This window comes from Pseudomonas sp. StFLB209, assembly GCF_000829415.1.
Classification (GTDB): Bacteria; Pseudomonadota; Gammaproteobacteria; order Pseudomonadales; family Pseudomonadaceae; genus Aquipseudomonas.
On the sequence record NZ_AP014637.1, the window covers coordinates 5053599 to 5073331 of the forward strand.

Consider the following 19733-nt stretch of genomic DNA (forward strand, 5'->3'; position numbering starts at 1 on the left):
GGTCATGCTCTGGGCCTGCATTCTGTTCCCGCAACTGGCCATGGACGGCGTGCTACGCCAGCGTGCCGATAGCGATCAGCCGCTGGTGCTGCTCAGTGGGCCTGCGCAGCGCCGGGTGCTGCAAGCGGTCAACCCGGCAGCGCGGGCTCTGGGCTTGCGAGCGGGCCAGTCACTGACCGCCGCGCAAAGCCTGGCCAGCGGCTTTGCCATGGCCGATTACGATGTTTCACAGATTGAAGCTTCGCAGCAATTTCTGGCGGCCTGGGCCTATGGTTTCAGTGCGCAGGTCAGCCTGCATTATCCGCGTTGCCTGCTGCTGGAAGTGCAGTCGAGCCTGGGTCTGTTCGGCCCCTGGCCAAAACTGCAAGCGCGCCTGCGTGAAGAGTTGGCTGCGTTGGGTTTTGTCCATCGCATAAGTGCCGCGCCCAACCCGGCCGCCGCCCGGGTACTGGCCAATGGCCGAGACGGTCTGGCGGTTTGGGACGCACAACGGCTGGCGCAGACCCTCGACCTGCTGCCCATAGAGCGCGTCGGCCTGCCCATTGATGCCGTCAATACCCTCGCGCGCATGGGGTTGCGCCAGCTTCGTCAGGTGCTGGCCTTGCCGCGTGACGGCCTGGCCCGCCGTTTTGCCCCCGAGGTGCTGCAGCAACTCGACCGGCTAAGCGGTCGGCGCGCCCTGGCCTTGACCTTCTATAGCCCCCCGGATGTGTTCGATGCGCGCATCGAGTTGAATTTCGAGGTCGACTCCCATCAGGCCTTGCTGTTCCCGTTACGCCGCCTGACCGGTGACCTGGCGGCCTATCTTGCCGGTCGCGACTGTGGCGTGCAGCGCTTCGTACTGCATCTTGAGCATCGCAGCCACCCGGCTACACAGGTGCCGGTCGGTTTGCTCAGTGCCGAACGCGACGCAGGCATGCTCTTCGAGCTGACCCGTGGCCGGCTGGAGCAGCAACGGCTACCCGCCGCGGTGCTGGCGGTGCGTTTGCTGGCCGAACAATTGCCGACATTTGCCCCGCAACATCAGCCGCTGTTCAACGAGCGGCCCCAGCAGTTGCAAGCCTGGGAGCCCTTGCGCGAGCGGCTACGGGCGCGGCTTGGCGACGGCTCGGTACGGGAGCTGCACCCGCGCGCCGATCATCGTCCCGAGCATGCCTGGTCTGTCGAACCGGGCGCCCTGCCCTCAGCCATTGATGCGCCGCGTCCTGGCTGGCTGCTTAGCGAACCCTCAACCCTGAACGATGACAGCGTGCAGATCCTGGCCGGCCCTGAACGTATCGAGTCCGGCTGGTGGGACGGCGGCGATGTGCGCCGCGACTATTACGTGGTGCAAACCCGCGATGGCCAGCGTGGCTGGGCTTTTCGTGACGCAGGCTGTGAGGGGCCGCTGCAACTGCACGGCTGGTTTTCATGAGCCGCTATGCCGAGCTGCACTGCCTGTCCAACTTCAGCTTTCAGCGTGGCGCTTCCAGTGCCAAAGAGCTGTTCGAGCGGGCTGCCCAGCTTGGTTACCAGGCCCTGGCCATCACCGATGAGTGTTCACTGGCCGGTATTGTGCGTGCCTGGCAGGCGGCCAAAGCCAGTGGCGTGCAGTTGATCACCGGCATCGAAGTGCAACTCAGCGAAGGCATCAAACTTGTGCTGCTGGCCCGTGACCTGACCGGTTACCAGAACATCTGCAAGCTGGTCACGCTGGCCCGGCGGCGTAGCCGCAAGGGCTGCTATGCACTGGGCCAGGCCGATTTTGCCGCGACCACTGAGGGCATCATTACGCTGTGGGTGCCAGGCCCGCGGGCCTGTGAGGCACACGGACGATGGGTCGCGTCGATGTTTCCTGACGCTTGCTGGATCAGTGTGCAACTGCACCACGGCGCAGATGATGCGCGGCAACTGGCCGACCTGCAGCAGTTGGGGGCGCGACTGCAACTGCCGCTGGTGGCCAGCGGCGATGTGCATATGCATGCCCGCGGCCGACGGGCGCTGCAAGACACCCTGACTGCCATCGGCCAGCACTGTACGGTCAGCGAGGCCGGCTATCGGCTGTTCCCGAATGGCGAACGCCACCTGCGGGCAGTACCGGTGCTGCAGAGTCTTTACCCTCAGGCATTATTGGACGAGTCGGTCAAAATCGCCGCGCAGTGCACTTTTCAGCTCGATGAGCTGCGTTACGAATATCCCCATGAAGTGGTGCCGCAGGGCAAGACCGCTGCCAGTTGGTTACGCGAGCTGACCTGGAACGGCTGTCAATGGCGTTGGCCAGCCGGCGTACCTGAACCGATCAGTCAACAGATCGACAAAGAACTCGAGCTGATCATCGAACTGCAATACGAGAGTTACTTTCTCACGGTGCACGACATTGTTCACTTTGCCCGTGGCCAGAACATTCTCTGCCAGGGGCGTGGCTCGGCGGCCAACTCGGCGGTCTGTTACGCCTTGGGCATCACCGAACTGGACCCCACGCGCATGGAGATGCTGTTCGAGCGGTTCATCTCCCGCGAGCGCAATGAACCGCCGGATATCGACGTGGATTTCGAGCACGAACGCCGCGAAGAGGTGATCCAGTACGTGTTCAATCGCTACGGCCGCGAACGCGCCGCCCTCACCGCCGTGGCCAGCACTTACCATGTCACCGGAGCCATTCGGGATGTGGCCAAGGCGCTGGGCTGGCCTGCCGATCAGATCGCCGCCCTGGCTAAATGCTGCAGCCGCTGGAGTGACAGCCTGCCGCCGCTGGAGCGCTTCATTGAGGCCGGCTTCGACCCGCAGAACCGCCAGGTGCGCATGGTCCTGGCATTGACCGAACAACTGATCGGTTTTCCTCGGCACCTGTCGCAGCATCCGGGCGGCTTTGTGATCTCGCAGCAGCCACTCTCGACGCTGGTGCCGGTGGAAAATGCGGCAATGCCCGACCGGACCATCATTCAGTGGGACAAGGATGACATCGACGCCCTGGGGCTGATGAAAGTCGATGTGCTGGCGCTGGGTATGCTCAGTGCGATTCGCCGTTGCCTGGAATTGCTGCATCGTCATCAACGTCATGATCTGACGCTGGCGACGATTCCAAAGGAAGACCCGGCAACCTACGACATGATCAGCCGTGCTGACACGTTGGGCGTGTTCCAGATCGAGTCACGGGCGCAGATGGCTATGCTGCCGCGTCTGCGGCCACGCAAGTTCTATGACCTGGTGATTCAGGTAGCGATCGTGCGACCGGGACCGATCCAGGGCGATATGGTGCATCCTTATCTGCGTCGGCGTCACAAAAAGGAAAAAGTCACCTATCCCAAACCCGAATTGATACCCGTGTTTGAACGCACCCTGGGCGTGCCGCTGTTCCAGGAACAGGTCATGAGCCTGGCTATCGTCGCCGCCGGCTACACCCCCGGCGAGGCCGATGAACTGCGCCGTTCCATGGCCGCCTGGAAACGCCATGGCGGGCTGGAGCCGCACCAGATACGGTTGCGTGAAGGGATGCTCAACAATGGCTATACCGAAGAATTCGCCGCACGCATCTTCGAGCAGATCAAGGGCTTTGGCAGTTACGGCTTTCCCGAGTCCCACGCCGCCAGCTTTGCCCTGCTTACCTACGCCAGTTGCTGGCTCAAGTGCCATGAACCGGCGGCCTACGCCTGCGCCCTGATCAATAGCTGGCCGATGGGGTTTTATTCTCCTGACCAGGTGCTGCAAGACGCCCGCCGCCACGGCATTGAAGTACGTCCGGTGGATGTCACGGTCAGCAGTTGGGATTGCAGCCTTGAACAACTTGACCAGCCGCAACCCGCAATTCGGCTGGGCTTGCGTATGGTGCGCGGCCTGCCAGAACCCGTCGCCCGGCAGATCGAACAGGCTCGCAAGGCCAGCGCTTTCAGGGATATCAGCGACCTGTGCCTGCGCGCTCAACTGGATCACAAGGCCCGCCACTGCCTGGCCGAAGCCAACGCCTTGCGCCAGTTGGCCGACAACCGCCACCTGGCGCTCTGGGCTATTGCCGCCGTGCAACCCTCACTGCCGCTGTTCGACAGTCCGGTGCCGGAGGACCCTGTGGTCATTCCGGCCCCCAGTGTGGTGCAGAACATGTACGCCGACTACGCCCGCACCGGCACCACCCTTGGCCCACACCCACTGGCGCTGCTACGCGATACCTTGCGTAGCCTGCGGGCCAGAAGCTCCCGCGACCTGAGCCACACAGAGCCCAGCAGCCATGTCACCGTGATCGGCATCGTCACCGGCCGCCAACGCCCCGGCACCGCTTCGGGGGTGACTTTCGTGACCCTGGAAGACGAGTTCGGCATGATCAATGTGCTGGTCTGGCGCGACCTGGCCGAGCGCTACCGGACCACGCTGGTCCATTCGCGGTTGCTGCAGGTCAAGGGCAGGCTTGAAGTGGAATCCGGAGTTCGGCATCTGATTGCCGGGCATTTGCTGGACCGGAGCGATTTGCTCGAAGGACTCGATGTCCGCAGCCGCGACTTCCATTGAAATGGGCACCGGCAGCGCCCTCTCGAGTCTACTCGTAGATGATCTAATGAAGCTTTAATGCTCAAGATTCCCGCCAGCTTGTAGGGCAAATCTGAATTTCTCCGATATTCCTTGGCCTGCTTGTAAGCGAGAAATGGCATGGCTAAGTTCGCTGTTGGTGGTCACTGACCATCAACTCAGAACATAGCGCTCGGGAAACAGCCTGCTCCGGCTGACTGGAATCACACATGGATCTTGAAACACTCAGAAGCTTACAGGAGGCAGCTCGTTTGCATGCCGTCAGGGCATTCATTGGTAAAGATACTCAGTACAACCCTCACCTTCTAAATATCACTGAAATCAATGAATGCGCTATATCCCAATACGAAACCTGGCTTACCCAATATGACTTCGGCTGGGAACGTGTTCTGAAATGGGAGCAGCGTAGTGCCCACTTCGCCGCCATTGACGTCGCCATCTGGTATGACGGCCGCCTGGCAGGGTTGTGCTGGGCGACACCTAAACAAAGCCGAGAAAAAGTCTTTGTACTGTATCTGGAGCGCAATCCAGATAACGCATTACCTACCAAGGGCTATATTGCTCCATTAGGACTACGGGCAGTTTGCAGTTATGGCCTGCTGCTGGATATGCGGTATATCGTGGTCAACGATCCCGATCCTGGAGCACGTCGGGCTTATCAGACAGAGGGCTTTCACTTCATCCCGGGCATAGGTCTTGCCTACGACCTGACCCGGGAATACGATGGCCACAACCGGGAGGCAGATTCATATGAGCAATAATGTCAATCTCAAAATCAGGGACGAAGCGCTTGCCAGACTTGAGCGCATCCAGCGCTCTGGCAATTTCCGCGATTTCTTCGATGCAGCAGCCATCGAGGCTTTCAGCGAGGTGGAAAGCCCGGTGCTTGCAGGCAAGCCTCGTAAACGCAAGCCAGATGCCAAAGTGTCTTGAAGTAATCCGGCTTCAGTCTTCAGGATCAGCACGGCGACCTGAAAACCAGCCGGTTCGCACCCACGATGATGCAGTAGCCATCATGGCTGCAAGAGAAGTTCAAGGCACCCTCGGCAACGCTCGCTTGTGCGCGGTACGCCTGAAGGCTGTCTCGATAATCCCACGGGTGTCAGCACTGACCTCTTCGCCCATCAAATAAGCATCAATCTCGGCATAGCTACAGCCATACGCCGCTTCATCCAGCCTGCCCGGCTGCAAGTCTTCCAGATCCGCTGTCGGCGCCTTGAACACCAGTGCCTCTGGCGCTCCCAGTGCTTTGGCTACTTGTCTGACCTGGCCTTTGGTCAGGCCAGACAGCGGCGCCAGGTCGCAGGCACCATCGCCGAACTTGGTGAAAAAGCCCATCAGTGCCTCGGCGGCGTGATCCGTGCCGACCACCAGACCGTTGCAGAAGTTGGCAATCGCGTATTGCGCCACCATCCGTGTTCGAGCCTTGACGTTGCCTTTGGTGAAGTCGGTCTGCTCCGGGGTCGGCTGCAAGCCTTCAATGCTGATCGAGTCCATCAGGCCATCGACCGCAGCAGCGATATTGCTGGTGGTGATCTGATCCGGACGGATGAAGTCCAGCGCGGCCTGAGCATCACGCTCGTCGGCCTGGCTGCGGTATGGCAGGCGCACGGCGATAAACCGGGCGTCAACGCCCTCCTCGCGCAGTTGCTCCACCGCCAACTGGCACAAGCGCCCGGCGGTCAGCGAGTCGACACCGCCACTGATCCCCAGCACCAGAGTCTTGCAGCCCGACTCGCGCAGCACCTGCTTGATGAATCCGGTGCGCCGGGTGATCTCACTGGCTTCGGTGCCAGGCTGCCATTGCCGGTCGATACCCAGTTGCAGGGCAATGTCGCGTTGCAGTTGCGTGCTCATCAAAGATTCTCCTGCTGTGACTGATTGTTCAGGTCGACGTTGAACACCTGCGCTGCGTATTGCAGGAACGAGGCGTCTTCGCAGACGTTCTTCACCGGGTCGTCGGAAAACTTCACCACCGGTTCGCCATGCACCCGCACCAGTTTCATGACAATGCTCAGCGGCTCTACGCCTTCAACATCACACGCCAGGCTGGTGCCCATGCCGAAGCCGACTTTGGCCTTGCCCCGCACGTGGCGCAGGATCGGCAGGCATTTTTCGAAATTCAGCCCGTCGGAGAACATCAGGTCTTTGCTGCGCGGGTCGATGCCCAGTTCCTGGTAGCGCGCCAGCACCTTGTCGGCCCAGACGATGGGGTTGCCGGAGTCCTGGCGCAGGCCGTCGTACAGCTTGGCGAAGTACAGGTCGAAGTCCTTGAGGAAAAAGTCGGTGCTGATGCAGTCAGTCAGCGCGATCCCCAACCGGCCACGGTATTCACGCACCCAGTTTTCCAGCGCCGCGCTCTGGCTCTCGCGCAACCGGCCCATTTGCTGGTGGACCATCAGCCACTGGTGAGCCATGGTGCCGATCAGCGGCAGGTCGAATTCATAAGCCAGGTGCGCGTTGCTGGTCCCGACAAATACCCCTGGAAAGTCGCGGCGCATGATGTCGACCATTTCTCGCTGGGCACGGAACGACAAGCGCCGCCGGGTCGAAAAGTCTGAAACCCGAAGTTCGGCCAGCTCATCGGCGCTGGCATTTTTCTCCAGCCACTCGAATTTCTGATAGAGCCGACGGGTAACGTCTTCCAGCTCGACATCCGGGTATTTGTCGCGGTTGCGCAGTTCGCTGACCATCGCCAGCACCGGTTGCTCGAACATGATGCAGTGCAGCATCGGCCCGCGAACCCGGATATTCAGTTGGCCATCAACCTCCGAGACATGGATGTAGCGCAGGTTGAAGCGAAACAGGCCCAGGAACTGCTCGAAGTCCGGGGTCAGGTATTCACGAAAGCGCCGGTTGAACAGAAAGCGCTGCTCGCCCTCACGCATCTGCAGATCGGCCAGACGCTCCAGTTCGACGCGGATCTCGGGGATCAGGTGGCCGAGTTTTTCCTGCGAGCGAACAATAAACAGGTATTCCACATCCACATTGGGGTGCTGGTGCAGCACCGCCTGCATCATGGTGAAGGTGTAGTAGTCAGTGTCCAGCAGGCTCTGGATGACACCGGTGTCGCGGTCAAATGCGCTGTCCATGATCGTGCCTTATTCGCTGGCCAGTCTGGCGGTCTGTTCCCGGGTGGTGCCGATGGCAATGCCCGCTTGTTGCATCTCGTGGATCGCTTGCGCAGCACCCGCCTCACTGATAGCGCGGCAGGCCGGCAGGTGAATGATCACCTTGAAGCCGGCAGCGACCAGTTGCAGCGCGGTGGTCTTGACGCAGAAGTCCAGAGCCAGGCCACCGACAATCACTTGTTTGATCCCCCGGCTGTCCAGGTACTGCGCCACCCCGGTGGACAGTTTGCCGTGCAGGTCGTGGTACAGCGCGCCGTACGGGTGAAAGTCCGGCTCCACGCCCTTCCAGACGAAGTAGTCGTAGTCATAGGGCGCGGGCAGTTCGTCGAGCAAGTCAAAACCTTCAGTGCCCGGTACGCAGTGGCTGACCCAAGTCAGGTCGGCATGCGCAAGCCCCGTGGGTTGCAGCATCTGCTCATGGCCGCTAACCACCCAAGGGGCGTTGGGGCTGTGTGCATCCTTGCTGCCGACCCGCACGCTGGCCAGGGTTGCGATGAAGTTCAGATCGCTGGCGATCTGATCACCACCGGCTACCGGTAGTTCAGCGGGGCAAAGCGGCGTGAAGCCCTTCTGGGCGTCAACATCGAAAGAAGCGGTAGTGCTGAAGGAGCGGTTCATGTCGTGTACCTCCTGTTCGTGAAACCAAAGGTACACGTCATGTACTCTTTATGCAATCCGTTTTTTCATCCACCGCAGTCTTGGCGTACGAAACACTCCATTCTGAGGCAGGGTTCTCATTTCATCCGCCTGGCTTACGCAGCGCGTGAAACTGCTATAAGGTATATGACGTGTACTCACAAAAGGTAACCAGGCATGTACGAGATCGCAGTCTATGGCGGCGCCTTCAACCCGCCTCACATCGGCCATGTAAACGTCATGCTGGAAGCCGCGCGTCTGGCGCGCCGGGTGTTGGTGGTGCCCAGCTTCAGGCACCCGGATGGCAAGCAGATGGCCGATCACGCATTGCGCGTGGACTGGCTGCAGCGCATCGTCACGCATTTGCAGGCAGCGGCAATCAGCGTCAGCGACGTGGAGCAGCAACTGGCAGCCGATCAACCAGGGCCGGTCTACAGCTATGCGTTACTCGACCACCTGGCCGCCAGCCTGGGCGTCGCTGACCGGCAACTGGCCCTGGTGGTCGGCCCGGATGTGCTGCAACAACTGCCCCGTTTCTACCAGGGCGAAGCCTTACTGCGCAGGTTTGCAGTGATCAGCATTGCCGAACAGGCCCCGGTGCGCAGCAGCCTTCTGCGTGAACGCCTGCTGCAAGGAGAAGCATTGCCTGAACACTGGCTGGCCCCCGGCCTCAATCCGTTAAACTATCGCCACTACGCCGTTGCCGGACATTGACATGCAAGCCCCTACCCCCCCAAGAGCCGCTTACCTGCACACCATCGACCTGTGTGTGCTGCGCTACTGTCGCACCAGCCAGACCTTGCAGATCCTGCTCAATCAGCGCGACAACGAACCCTACGCCGGGCACTGGGCGCTGCCCGGTATCGTGGTCAATGGCGATGTCGAAGACCGCACTCTGGACGATGCGCTGGAGCGTCTGCGCAGCTCCAGCAAGGTCGCCATGCCGCTGGCCTGGAGTGAACAGGTCGGCACCGTGGGCGATGCGTTTCGTGATCCGCGTTGCTGGTCTTCATCGACTTACTATCTGGCGATTGTCAGCAGCAGCGTTGAACCGGGCGAAGGGCAACGCTTTGTGTCGTTGCAAGAGGCTGCCTCCGGGGTCTTCAAACTGCCTTTTGACCACAACAGGCTGGTTGCCGGCTGTCATGAGCGGCTGTTGTCCAAATCGATGTACAGCAGCCTGCCGCTGATGTTTCTGGGGGCGGAATTCAGCGCGCCGGAGGCGGTAAACATTTTCTCGCTGGTGCTGCAACGCCCGGTGCTCAAGACCAGCATCCGCCAGCGTTTGCTGAAAATGACTGAGGCCGGTTACCTGCGTGAATCAGGGCGCAAAAAGAACGGCGACGGCGGCCGGCCGCAGGCGACCCTGGACAACCTCAGGCCCGAGAGTCTGTACCTGTTTGATCGCAGCTTTTTGGACTGATCGGTCGCTCAGGCATCGCCACGGCATCTGTAGGAGCCGCTTTAGCGGCGAAGCGTATGCGAAACCGTTCGCAGCTAAAGCCAATACGGGTCACTTGGGTACTGTATGCCCCCGGTGGTAGCGACCTTGGTCGCGAAAGGGCCAGGAAAGTCACTGCATCTGCTGGGAATGTATTGAAAGCTAAAACTGCCGCTACGAGCCGATCAATTCCCGTACCCGTGTGGCCAGGGCTTCGGTGGTGAAGGGTTTGGTCAGGACCAGCCGGCCTTCGCCCAAATCCCCGCAGCCAATCGCGGCGCTTTCGGCGTAGCCGGTGATGAACAAGGTCTTGAGGCCTGGACGTACTTCCTGCCCGGCGTCGGCCATTTGCCGGCCGTTCATCCCGCCGGGCAGGCCCACGTCGGTAATCAACAGGTCGATGCGCATATCCGAGCGAAGCAGTTTCAGCCCGGCCATGCTGTCGTTGGCTTCAATGACCGTATAGCCCAGTTCGCCAAGCACATCGGCCAGCAGCATGCGCACGGTGGGTTCGTCATCGACGATCAGAATCGCCTCGTCGGATGAGGCAGTGGCCGTGAACTCGCGTTCGGCATCGCCCTCCTCCTTTTGCGCCTCGCCCAGATGCCTGGGCAGGTACAAGCGCACCGTGGCGCCTTGTCCGGGTACCGAGTAAATCCGCGCCTGGCCGCCAGACTGCCTGGCAAAGCCGTAGATCATCGACAGGCCAAGGCCGGTGCCCTGGCCAATCGGTTTGGTGGTAAAGAATGGATCGAAAGCCTTGGCGATCACTTCCGGCGGCATGCCGGTACCGGTGTCGGTGACGCTGAGGGCGACATAGTCGCCTGCGCCAACCTCATAGGCAGCGGCCGTGACGGCATCAAGCTCACGGTTGGCCGTTTCGATGGTAATCCGCCCGCCATCGGGCATCGCATCGCGGGCGTTGATGCACAGATTGAGCAAGGCATTCTCAAGCTGACTGATATCCACCAGGGTCGGCCAAAGTTCATCCTGGCCCAAGGCTTCGATCTCGATGCCCGGCCCGACAGTGCGCTGGATCATCTCGGTCATACCGGCCACCAGCGTGTTGATATCGGTGGGCCGCGGGTCGAGGGTCTGACGCCGCGAGAAGGCAAGCAGCCGGTGGGTCAGTGAGGCCGCGCGCTTGGCTGCACCCTGAGCGGCGCTGATGTACTTGCTGACATCCTTGAGCCGCCCCTGGGCGATGCGCATATCCATCAGTTCCAGCGCGCCGGAGATACCGGCCAGCAGGTTATTGAAGTCGTGAGCCAGGCCACCGGTCAATTGACCGACCGCCTCCATCTTCTGCGACTGACGCAGCTTTTCTTCGGCTTGCATCAGTTCTGCGGTGCGTTCGGCCACGCGCAATTCCAGCGTGTCGTTGATGGCCCGCAAAGCGGCGGTGGCGCGATCACGCTCGGCCTCTACCGTGCGCCGCTCCTGCACGTCGATAAGCACCCCGGGAAAACTCAGCGGCGTGCCGTCCGCTGCGTGGTCGACCCGGCCATTGGCTTCGATCCAGTAATATTTGCCGTCAGCGCGGCGCACCCGGTACTGGTGGGCATAAGCCCCGCCGCGAGCGACCACTTCGTTGATTGCCTCGATCAGCCCGTCAGTGTCGTCCGGGTGCACGGTGTCGATCACCTGACGCAGGCTCAGCCCGACCCGGCCCAATGCCGGATCAAGGCCAAAGCCCTTGGCAAACCCTTCGTCGACCGTGAACCGATCGGTGGGCAAGTCCCAGTGCCAAGTGCCAATGATGGCCCCGGCAGCCAGAGCCAGTTGCACGCGCTCGACGTTTTCCCGCGCCACAGCCTCACTGAGCCGCAGGCGTTCCTGGGCAGTGCGGCGCGCGGTGACATCGCTGAAAAAGATCCCGATCTGGCGCTGCGCAGGGTCACCGACCCGCACCGCACGTACGTCGAACCAACGCTGGAAGGCTTCGGCGAAGTTCTCGAAGTTGGCCGGCTCACCGGTTTTGGCCACATGGCCGTAGGTTTGAAACCAGAACGGCTCAAGGTTCGGCGCGAATTCGGTCACCCACTTGCCGCGCAGGTTGACGCCGGCCTGACGTTCAAAGGCCGCGTTGACCTCGACGAAGCGATAGTCCACCGGTTGGTCCTGCTCGTTGAACTTCACCTGGACGATGGCAAAGGCCGTTTCGATGGTTTCCAGAATGGTCCGGTAGCGCTCTTCGCTCTCGCGCAAGGCGGTTTCGGCGCTGCGCATATGGCTCAGGTCGAGCATCGCGCCAATCATCCGCGTGGCCTGGCCGTCAGCATTACGGATCACATGACCACGATCGAGCACTTCGGCGTAGGAGCCATCGGCGCGGACAAAACGGTATTCATCGGTCCAGGAGGTTGCGCTGCCGTCGATCACCGCATGGATCGAGTGATCGATGCGCTGGCGGTCATCGGGGTGGATCTGCGCGATCCACCACTCGCCGGTCATGTCGTCAGGCCCAGGGCAATGGCCATAGGCTTGTTGCAGTGCGTCGTTCCACTGCACGTGGTTGCCCTGCAGGTCCCAGTCCCAGATTGCGTCGTTGGTGGCCTTGGCCACCAGCCGGTAGCGCTCCTGAGTCTCTTCGATGGCACGCGCGGTCGCGCAGCTTTCGGACTTGCGCGCGCCTGCGCAAGCACCCGGGGCGTGAAGGCCAGCTTCGGCCAGGGCCGCCCGCAGGCGCATCACCTCGGCTTCCAGCGCTGTACGGTCAAGATCTTTCAGGATTGCAACTACCTATGCAGGGTGTTTAGACGATCAGGCACCGTTCGGGCGCGGGTACAACAAGTGACTTCGACAGGAACGATGAACAATCGTGCCGTTCGATGCTGGCAAATGGCTGCCGCCATGCATTATCTTCCGGCTCAACAAGGACCACCACTCATATTCAACGGGATGGCACATGGACGCGCAACAACCGGCTTCGCCTGAGCAGCAAGCGCAATTCAACGCCGAGCACGCGCGCATCACCGAGCGCCGCCGCCTGCTGGGCCTGGCGCCGAAAAACGGCCGCTACTGGGCGCTGGCCCTGTCCGGTGGCGGGATCCGTAGCGCGACATTCAACCTTGGCGTGCTGCAAGCCCTGGCCAGGGCCAAGGCGCCCGATGCTTCGCCAGGCCAACCAGACGCTGGCAAACGCCTGCTGAGCCGCTTCGATTACTTGTCGACGGTCAGCGGCGGCGGCTATCTGGGCTCGTTCTTTGGCAGTCTGTTCGTGCCGGGCCGCCTGCGTGGCAACGAGGCGCCTGAAGCCTCTGCCAACCCGCCAGTCACAGCGGCCGAACAGGCTTATGAGGTACTGGACTACGAACCTCCAGGGCGTATTCATACCAGCACCGATTATGCCCGTGCGCCGGCAGGTGCAGCGCCGCTGGCCTGGTTGCGGGAAAACGGCCGTTACCTGACCCCTACCGGGGCCGGTGACCTGTTCTATTTGCTGGGCATCTCGCTGCGCAATCTGATGGCCGTGCATCTGGTCATCGGCATGCCGTTGCTGTTTGCCCTGGCCATGGCGACGCTGCTACAGGTCGCCGTGGCCGGGAGTTCGTTGTGCGCTGCCAATAGCGTCTTGAGCGCAGTGCTGTGCAATTCGCTCTGGTGGTTGCCGGCCGGGTCCGTGCTGCTTGCGGTGATACCGCTGATGCTGGCGTTCTGGATGGTCTACGCCCGCGACAATCAAAACGACCCGGTAAATCTGTGCAATTGGGCGGTTCTCGCCACGCTGGGTGCCGGTGCGTTGCTGCTGGGCCTGGGGTTGCTCGCGCCAGGCCTTGCGCCGCCGTTGTCGGCGGTTCTGCTCGGCAGTGGCGGGCTGTCCTGGCTGGGTGTCGTGATGTGTGTTGCAGTCGCACTGCATCTGCGCTGCAAGCGCAACAAAGACCCGGCTTTACCGGTCTGGGGCAGCGTGGGCACCTATCGGGTGATGGTCACCCGTTACCTGGCTCAAGCCTTGATCCTGACCCTGGCGCTGGGCTTTCTCGCGCTGGTGCCGTGGCTGGCTCAGGCGCTGTATGACAGCGAGTACCGCGCCTCGTTGGTGGTGTTGCCGGCACTGATTGCCGCCGTTCGCGGGTTGGCCGGGCTGTTGGACGGCAAAGCCGTGCTGGGCTGGCTGAGCCGTCTGCCACTGGGGCTGATCGCGGGCGTGGCCGGCCTTGCAATTTTTCTACTGGTAGCGCTGATCTGGGGCTTGCTGGTGGAATTCGTACGAGCCGAAGGCCCAGCGTCCGGGACTCTGCTGCGCCTGACCGGGCTGGCCGCCGTTGCCTTGGTCTTGAGCCTGGTGGCCGGGCGGTTTGTCGGTTTTCTCAACCAGTCTTCGTTGCAGTCGTTCTATAGCAGCCGCCTGGCGCGGGCCTACCTTGGCGCCTCCAACGGCCTGCGCTTTGCCGGCGCAAGCGGCAAGATTCGTCGCCAGCGCCTCAGTGTTGCCGAAGCACTGCCCGGTGACGATATCGCTATCGAGGACTATTACAGCGCCACCACCTGTGCGCCGGTGCACCTGATCAACGTGACCATGAACCTCACTGTCGACCCGGCCGAGCAGTTGGTACAGCGTGACCGCAAAGGCATGCCCCTGTGCCTGGCGCCGAGCGGGCGCGCAGGTGCCGACAGTGTCAGTTATGTGCTCGACGGCTACCCGCGTGCCCGCTCGCAGCAGAGCCGTTGGGGCAGCGAGATCCAGCAGCCGTTGGGCCTGGCGCACTGGGTGGCGACCTCGGGGGCGGCGGTCTCCACCGGCCTGGGCCGGGCCACGACACTGGGCACCTCGTTGTGTCTGGGCTTGAGCAACCTGCGCCTGGGCACCTGGTGGCCGAGCAACTTCCTTGAACCCGGCGAACAGCCCAGGGATGACCGCGTCTGGCGTGACAAGGGCTGGAGCCGCGTGTTTGCGACCCAGACCTACCTGTTCTACGAGCTGAGCGCGCATTTTCATGGCGTACGTCGCGATTACCAGTATCTGTCTGACGGCGGCCATTTTGAGAACACTGCAACCTACGAGCTGATCCGCGAAGGGCGTGATATCGAGCTGATCGTCACCTGCGACTGCGGCGCTGATCCGGACTTCGCGTTCAATGACCTGGCCAACCTGATCCGCCTGGCCCGCATCGATCAGGCGCTGGAAATCGTCGAGGACCAAGGCGTGCACGGGGTCGCTGCGCTGGCGCCCTACTTCGGCCATGCCGGCAGCTTCGCCAGCACGGCACCTGAAGACAGCCGCCGCTGCGCGATGCTGTTCAATGTGCTCGACCAAAAGGGCAATACCAGCGCACGCATCCTGCTGCTCAAACCCAGAGTCATTACTGGCCTGCCGGTGGATGTGTTCAATTACGCCAACGCGCATCCGACCTTTCCCAACGAAAGCACCGCGGACCAGTTCTTCAACGAAGCGCAGTTCGAAAGCTATCGGCAACTGGGCCTGCAGATCGGCCAAACCCTGTTCGGTAACGGCCAGCCGAGCGACGTGAGTGATGCGCTGTGGGGTTATTTGCAGCAATGATCCACCCGCACAGCCCGGTGTCCTGACTCTGGATACCGGGTTCTGACGCTTTGGCGCAAGGAAATCGCATTGACGGTCACCCTGGCGCCGCGAGCTGCGTATAATCGCGCGCCCATTCTTCTGCCCGGTGCCGATAAACGCCCATGAAAAAACTGCTTCTGCTGTTGAGTCTTGTCCTGTCCTGCAATGCGCCCGCCCTGGCCGCGCCACCTTCGAACTTCTCCGAGGCCAAAGTCGTGGCCAAGGAAAAGATCTACAACGACCAGGCCAATAGCGCCCTTGGCGAACTGTATTGCGGTTGCCAGTGGGAGTGGGAAGGCAAGTCCGGTGGCAAACTCAATCCGAAAGCGTGCGGCTACCAGCCACGTAACCAGAACGAACGTGCCGAACGCACCGAGTGGGAGCATATCGTCCCCGCCTGGACCTTCGGCCATCAGCGCCAGTGCTGGCAGAAAGGCGGCCGCGAGTTTTGTGAAAAGGACGACCCGGTGTTCCGTGTCATGGAAGCCAACCTGTTCAACCTCTACCCCGCAGTGGGTGAAGTGAACGGCGACCGCGGCAACTTCAGCTACGGTATGGTCACCTCGAAAAAACCGCAGTACGGCCAGTGCCAGACCAAAGTGGACTTCGCCCAGAAAGTCGCCGAACCCCGTGATGAGGTCAAGGGGCTGGTAGCCCGGACCACTTTCTATATGTTCGATCGCTACAACCTGAACATGTCGCGCCAGCAGCAGCAACTGCTGATGGCCTGGAACAAAGAGCACCCGGTCAAGCCTTGGGAAAAGCTGCGTGATCAACGCATCGCAGCGATCATGGGCCACAGCAATCCATTCGTGACCGGCGAGCGTGTCTGGACAGACGGCTACAAACCGGTGGGTGATGGCGTGGTCAGTGCTATTGCTGCAAAGCCTGCCACTGTCAGTGAGCCGGCTGCGGCAACAGCCAGCACTTCAGGCGCGATCATCGCCAGCAAGAACGGCAATAGCTATCACTTGCCCGAAGGCTGCCCAAGCTATAGCGCGATCAAGGAAAAAAATCGGGTCTATTTCGAAACCGAAGCGCAAGCCTTGGCCGCGGGTTACAAGAAAGCCGGCAACTGCAAGTAACGCTGGGAACTCTAGCGCTGCTGAAGCTGGCTGGCGTGTTTAAGCTCGATCTGCGACACGCCCTTGTAACGCTCAAGCATGCCAATCGCGCAAACCACCTTGCCTTCGAGTGTCGAGGACAACTGTGAACCGAATGCTTCGCGGTCCGGACCCCAGACAATCAGCACCAACCGCGAGCTGTTCGGGTAGGCGGCCCCTACTTCAATCCAGGTTGGCTGGCCTTTCACGTTGTCCTTTTGAGTAACGCGGATGACCGGCCCGGTGATGGCAGCGACCTGACCGATATTGTCGGAAGCCGCTCGCCAGTCTAACGGGCTATCACAGGTAGCCCCTGAGGGCGCGCCCAGCGCAGGAGCTGCCTGACTGACCGCTACGGCACGAGCTTCGGAGCCGCTGTCCTTGAAAAAAAACGCCAACATGAACACACCCACCAGGACCGTGAGCGACGTGATTGAGTACTTCATGATCGAGGTTTCCCTTGCAAGCGTGTCTATTTCACTTTTCTGAGCCGCCGCCAGGGTTTCAAGCCTGCGGTGTTCCTCAGCGTTCAATGTTTCGTCCCTGGCCTTTGCCCGCTGGCGCTTGAGCAAGAGACCAATGTGCTCGGCACAGCGGCCTGGCTGGTCACGGACATCCCGATTGGCGAATCGCAAGACGAACCAGCCCTGCGACGTCAGGGATGACTGGCGTCGCTGCCAGTCCACAAACTCAGCATGCGACATCCCCGAACCGGTGCCGCGCTTGTCATACCCGTCCACTTCAATCGCGATGCGAACATCGCCATCTTCCTCGATCACGAAATCGCAAAATCGCGGCTTGCCGTTGCTGTCTTTGAACGGGAACTGAACGTTGATGGTCGAGAAATCAATGCCGGGAACCAAGGGAAGAACGCTGTGCGCGAACAATTGTTCAAATTGCCCGCCGAATGCCGCTTCGTGTTTTTTCAACCAATCCTGGTGGGTCATAGCGCCTGCCTGGCTATGCAAAATCAGCGAGATAGGTTTGACGCAAAAGGCGATGTAGCAACCTTTGCAGCAATAACTCGGCCGTTTCGTGCGTAATATCAAAATGAATCGCCAATTCTGGCCAAGTCTGTAGGAAAAGTCGACTTACGCTGTATGTATCAGAGCTATTGAGTTCTGGTTATCGGGGTTTTGCATGCCGCCGACAGCGCTCGGAGCAATACTTCACATCATCCCAGCAACGCTCCCAGCGCTTGCGCCAACTGAACGGTCTGCCGCACACGACACAGATTTTGTGCGGCAGGTCAGCTTTGCTGACCCCTTTCATAACGCCTCCCCGGCATCCAGCCTGGCCAGCAGATTTTCGCCGCGCTGCCAGAGCCGCTGCTTGCGTGTCTCGTCCATGTCATCGAGATTGCGGTAGATGACCGCCATGCGAGGATTGCTGGCGAACTGCGCCTGATGACGCATCAGAAAATGCCAGTACAGCGCATTGAACGGACAGCCATCCTCTTCAACGCTGCGCTCTACCGAGTACTGGCAAGCCCCGCAGTAGTCAGACATGCGCTGAATATAGCGGCCACTGGCGCAGTACGGTTTGGAGCCCAGGTAGCCGCCGTCGGCGTGCATCACCATGCCCAGCGTGTTGGGCAGTTCCACCCAGTCGAAGGCGTCCATGTACACCGCCAGATACCACTGGCAGATGGCTGACGGGGCAATGCCGGCCAGTAACGCGAAGTTGCCGGTAATCATCAGCCGCTGGATGTGATGCGCGTAACCCAGCTCCAGGGTCTGGCCGATGGTCTGGGCCATGCAGCGCATGCCGGTGGCGGCGGTCCAGTAGAAGTCTGGCAAAGCGCGCTGATTGCCCAGCGCATTGAGCCCGGCGTATTCGGGCATGCGCAGCCAGTAGATGCCGCGCACGTATTCACGCCAGCCGATCAACTGGCGAATGAAGCCCTCGGCGGCGTTGAGCGGTACCCGGCCCTGGCGGTAGGCCTGTTCGACGTCATCGCACAACTGGCGCACATCGAGCAGGCCGATGTTCAGCGCCGCGCTGATCCGCGCATGAAACAGAAACGGCTCGCCTTCGGCCATGGCGTCCTGGTAGTCGCCGAAAGCGGCCAGGGCAAAATCCATGAAGTGCTGCCACAGTTCCTGCGCCTGGCCGTGAGTGACGGGATAATCGAACCCCTCGACGCTGCCGTAGTGGTCAGTGAAATGCTCGCGCACCAGGCCAATGACCTCAGCGGTCATGCGGTCGTGGGCAAACCGCGCGGCAAAGGGGCCGCGTAGCCCTCGGGGGAGCGACTTGCGATTGTCGCTGTCGAAATTCCACGCCCCGCCTGTCGGGCTGCCGTCGGGTTCCAGCAACCAGCCGCCACGCTGACGCATCAGCCGGTAGAACGACTCCATGCGCAACTGGCTGCGGCCTGCCGCCCAACCGGCGAAGTAGTGCCGCGAGCAGAGAAAACGCCGGTCCTTGTGCCAGACCAGCGGCAGGCCGCTGTCGTGCAGCGCCTGTTCCAGCCGCCATTCACCGCACTCGGTGACATGCACCTGGCTGGCATTGAGGTGCGCCTGCCAGCGCAGCAGTTCGCCGGCAATGCTGCCGCTGTTGTCGGCATCGTCCAGCTTCACGTACACCAGTTGCCAGCCGCGCTGACGCAGCGCTTCGGCAAAATGGCGCATGGCGCTGAAAATCAGCACGATCTTTTGCGGGTGATGCGGCACGTAACGGGTCTCGTCACGCACTTCAGCCATCAGCAGCACGTCACGGCGCCGGTCCAGGGTCTGCAACAGATCAAGCTCGAAGGACAACTGATCGCCCAGAATCAGACCCAGCTTCGGGTGCGCCGTGGTATGAGGCGCCTCTACCACTGGCGCTCCAGGTTCAATGGCAGGCGCAAGGGCTCGACCGGACCGTCGCGGCGTCCACACATTTCGTCATGCACCACATGCTGGATCAGCACACAGGGCAGCGGCGGTAACTGGTGGTCATGCAACAAATCACGCAAATGCGTGGTGGAACGCAAATGCATGACCCGGCCCCGGCCGTCGAGCAAGTCGTGACTGCCCAACTGCGATTTGACCCGCAACATGTAAATGCCACCCTCCAGCGAGTACAGCTCCAGTTCATCGACCTCGCCAGCCTTGGCCAGGCTGACCAACGTGTTCAGGTTCATGGAGAAAGCTCCGCAAAGTTGTACGGCCAATAGAGCTTGTACAGGAATTTTAATTCCATACTCAAGTTCGCGCTAACTTTTGGCCGATTAGCGACTCCGATACTTAACAGGCCGTTGAAAAACGTTGGCGAGGCAGCCAGTGCAAGGCAAAAACAGGCGAAAAACGGTCGGAGTCGCGCTCGACTTTACAAGTTGTAAATGAGCATTTTGACCGGGCTGGCGTTCCAGCCTGTTTTTAACGCAGCAATGGCGCGCGTAGCGCCGAAGG

Annotated in this window: 16 protein-coding genes; 8 read left to right on the forward strand and 8 right to left on the reverse strand. The window is 61.1% G+C overall.

What is annotated here, in order from left to right; translation table 11 throughout:
* Window positions 1–4 precede the first annotated feature (4 nt).
* From PSCI_RS22700 to PSCI_RS22715, 4 genes are all read left to right on the forward strand, one after another.
* Window positions 5–1414, forward strand: coding sequence for a Y-family DNA polymerase (locus PSCI_RS22700; protein ID WP_045491330.1), 1410 nt, complete (start codon window positions 5–7; stop codon window positions 1412–1414).
* The gene (locus PSCI_RS22705) at window positions 1411–4479 is read left to right on the forward strand and encodes an error-prone DNA polymerase (RefSeq protein ID WP_045491332.1); all 3069 of its coding nucleotides are present in this window, start codon (window positions 1411–1413) and stop codon (window positions 4477–4479) included. Before PSCI_RS22700 ends, PSCI_RS22705 begins: the two co-directional genes overlap by 4 nt.
* Before the next feature lie 227 nt (window positions 4480–4706).
* On the forward strand, window positions 4707–5258 hold the full coding sequence (locus PSCI_RS22710) for a hypothetical protein (protein WP_045491334.1): 552 nt from the start codon (window positions 4707–4709) through the stop codon (window positions 5256–5258).
* The gene (locus tag PSCI_RS22715) at window positions 5248–5430 is read left to right on the forward strand and encodes a hypothetical protein (protein WP_045491336.1); all 183 of its coding nucleotides are present in this window, start codon (window positions 5248–5250) and stop codon (window positions 5428–5430) included. Before PSCI_RS22710 ends, PSCI_RS22715 begins: the two co-directional genes overlap by 11 nt.
* A gap of 99 nt (window positions 5431–5529) precedes the next feature.
* Here PSCI_RS22715 and nadE read toward each other — a convergent pair whose 3' ends face one another.
* The 3 genes from nadE to PSCI_RS22730 are packed head-to-tail and all read right to left on the reverse strand — an operon-like array spanning window position 5530 to window position 8246.
* Window positions 5530–6354, reverse strand: coding sequence for an ammonia-dependent NAD(+) synthetase (gene nadE, locus PSCI_RS22720; RefSeq protein WP_045491338.1), 825 nt, complete (start codon window positions 6352–6354; stop codon window positions 5530–5532).
* A complete protein-coding gene (gene pncB, locus PSCI_RS22725; RefSeq protein ID WP_045491340.1) occupies window positions 6354–7589 on the reverse strand; it encodes a nicotinate phosphoribosyltransferase in 1236 nt (411 codons plus the stop codon). The genes nadE and pncB overlap by 1 nt, the downstream gene beginning before the upstream one ends.
* A gap of 9 nt (window positions 7590–7598) precedes the next feature.
* A complete protein-coding gene (locus PSCI_RS22730) occupies window positions 7599–8246 on the reverse strand; it encodes a nicotinamidase (RefSeq protein ID WP_045491342.1) in 648 nt (215 codons plus the stop codon).
* A 195-nt stretch (window positions 8247–8441) separates the two neighbouring features.
* On the opposite strand from PSCI_RS22730, the gene PSCI_RS22735 reads away from it, so the two are divergent.
* Complete coding sequence (locus tag PSCI_RS22735; protein ID WP_045491344.1) at window positions 8442–8978, forward strand: adenylyltransferase/cytidyltransferase family protein; 537 nt, start codon at window positions 8442–8444, stop codon at window positions 8976–8978.
* Window position 8979: 1 nt separating this feature from the next.
* Entirely contained in the window at window positions 8980–9687 is a 708-nt protein-coding gene (locus tag PSCI_RS22740; protein ID WP_045491346.1) for an NUDIX hydrolase, read from the forward strand.
* A 192-nt stretch (window positions 9688–9879) separates the two neighbouring features.
* Here the strand turns inward: PSCI_RS22740 and PSCI_RS22745 are convergent, their stop codons facing one another.
* A complete protein-coding gene (locus tag PSCI_RS22745; RefSeq protein ID WP_045491348.1) occupies window positions 9880–12396 on the reverse strand; it encodes a PAS domain-containing protein in 2517 nt (838 codons plus the stop codon).
* 217 nt (window positions 12397–12613) lie between these two features.
* On the opposite strand from PSCI_RS22745, the gene PSCI_RS22750 reads away from it, so the two are divergent.
* Both PSCI_RS22750 and PSCI_RS22755 read left to right on the forward strand, forming a co-directional pair.
* Window positions 12614–15211 carry a patatin-like phospholipase family protein gene (locus tag PSCI_RS22750; RefSeq protein ID WP_045491350.1) on the forward strand — a complete coding sequence of 866 codons (2598 nt, stop codon included), beginning with the start codon at window positions 12614–12616 and terminating at the stop codon, window positions 15209–15211.
* A gap of 143 nt (window positions 15212–15354) precedes the next feature.
* Window positions 15355–16317, forward strand: coding sequence for an endonuclease (locus PSCI_RS22755; protein WP_045491353.1), 963 nt, complete (start codon window positions 15355–15357; stop codon window positions 16315–16317).
* An 11-nt stretch (window positions 16318–16328) separates the two neighbouring features.
* On the opposite strand, the gene PSCI_RS22760 is transcribed toward PSCI_RS22755, so the two are convergent.
* From PSCI_RS22760 to PSCI_RS22770, 4 genes are all read right to left on the reverse strand, one after another.
* Complete coding sequence (locus PSCI_RS22760) at window positions 16329–17282, reverse strand: DUF559 domain-containing protein (RefSeq protein ID WP_045491355.1); 954 nt, start codon at window positions 17280–17282, stop codon at window positions 16329–16331.
* A gap of 178 nt (window positions 17283–17460) precedes the next feature.
* Entirely contained in the window at window positions 17461–17607 is a 147-nt protein-coding gene (locus PSCI_RS28825) for a DUF2256 domain-containing protein (protein ID WP_084710080.1), read from the reverse strand.
* Complete coding sequence (locus PSCI_RS22765; protein ID WP_045491357.1) at window positions 17604–19160, reverse strand: cryptochrome/photolyase family protein; 1557 nt, start codon at window positions 19158–19160, stop codon at window positions 17604–17606. Before PSCI_RS22765 ends, PSCI_RS28825 begins: the two co-directional genes overlap by 4 nt.
* Complete coding sequence (locus PSCI_RS22770; protein ID WP_045491359.1) at window positions 19154–19465, reverse strand: DUF6482 family protein; 312 nt, start codon at window positions 19463–19465, stop codon at window positions 19154–19156. The genes PSCI_RS22765 and PSCI_RS22770 overlap by 7 nt, the downstream gene beginning before the upstream one ends.
* Window positions 19466–19733: the final 268 nt, after the last annotated feature.

Bases quoted from the DNA above. Each gene is read 5' to 3' on its own strand.
- PSCI_RS22760 (WP_045491355.1), bottom strand. From the start codon at position 17,282: ATGACCCACCAGGATTGGTTGAAAAAACACGAAGCGGCATTCGGCGGG.
- PSCI_RS22750 (WP_045491350.1), top strand. From the start codon at position 12,614: ATGGACGCGCAACAACCGGCTTCGCCTGAGCAGCAAGCGCAATTCAAC.
- PSCI_RS22710 (WP_045491334.1), top strand. From the start codon at position 4,707: ATGGATCTTGAAACACTCAGAAGCTTACAGGAGGCAGCTCGTTTGCAT.
- PSCI_RS22755 (WP_045491353.1), top strand. From the start codon at position 15,355: ATGAAAAAACTGCTTCTGCTGTTGAGTCTTGTCCTGTCCTGCAATGCG.
- PSCI_RS22715 (WP_045491336.1), top strand. From the start codon at position 5,248: ATGAGCAATAATGTCAATCTCAAAATCAGGGACGAAGCGCTTGCCAGA.
- PSCI_RS22700 (WP_045491330.1), top strand. From the start codon at position 5: ATGCTCTGGGCCTGCATTCTGTTCCCGCAACTGGCCATGGACGGCGTG.
- PSCI_RS22735 (WP_045491344.1), top strand. From the start codon at position 8,442: ATGTACGAGATCGCAGTCTATGGCGGCGCCTTCAACCCGCCTCACATC.
- PSCI_RS22770 (WP_045491359.1), bottom strand. From the start codon at position 19,465: ATGAACCTGAACACGTTGGTCAGCCTGGCCAAGGCTGGCGAGGTCGAT.
- PSCI_RS22745 (WP_045491348.1), bottom strand. From the start codon at position 12,396: ATGCGCCTGCGGGCGGCCCTGGCCGAAGCTGGCCTTCACGCCCCGGGT.
- pncB (WP_045491340.1), bottom strand. From the start codon at position 7,589: ATGGACAGCGCATTTGACCGCGACACCGGTGTCATCCAGAGCCTGCTG.
- PSCI_RS22730 (WP_045491342.1), bottom strand. From the start codon at position 8,246: ATGAACCGCTCCTTCAGCACTACCGCTTCTTTCGATGTTGACGCCCAG.
- PSCI_RS22705 (WP_045491332.1), top strand. From the start codon at position 1,411: ATGAGCCGCTATGCCGAGCTGCACTGCCTGTCCAACTTCAGCTTTCAG.
- nadE (WP_045491338.1), bottom strand. From the start codon at position 6,354: ATGAGCACGCAACTGCAACGCGACATTGCCCTGCAACTGGGTATCGAC.
- PSCI_RS22740 (WP_045491346.1), top strand. From the start codon at position 8,980: ATGCAAGCCCCTACCCCCCCAAGAGCCGCTTACCTGCACACCATCGAC.
- PSCI_RS28825 (WP_084710080.1), bottom strand. From the start codon at position 17,607: ATGAAAGGGGTCAGCAAAGCTGACCTGCCGCACAAAATCTGTGTCGTG.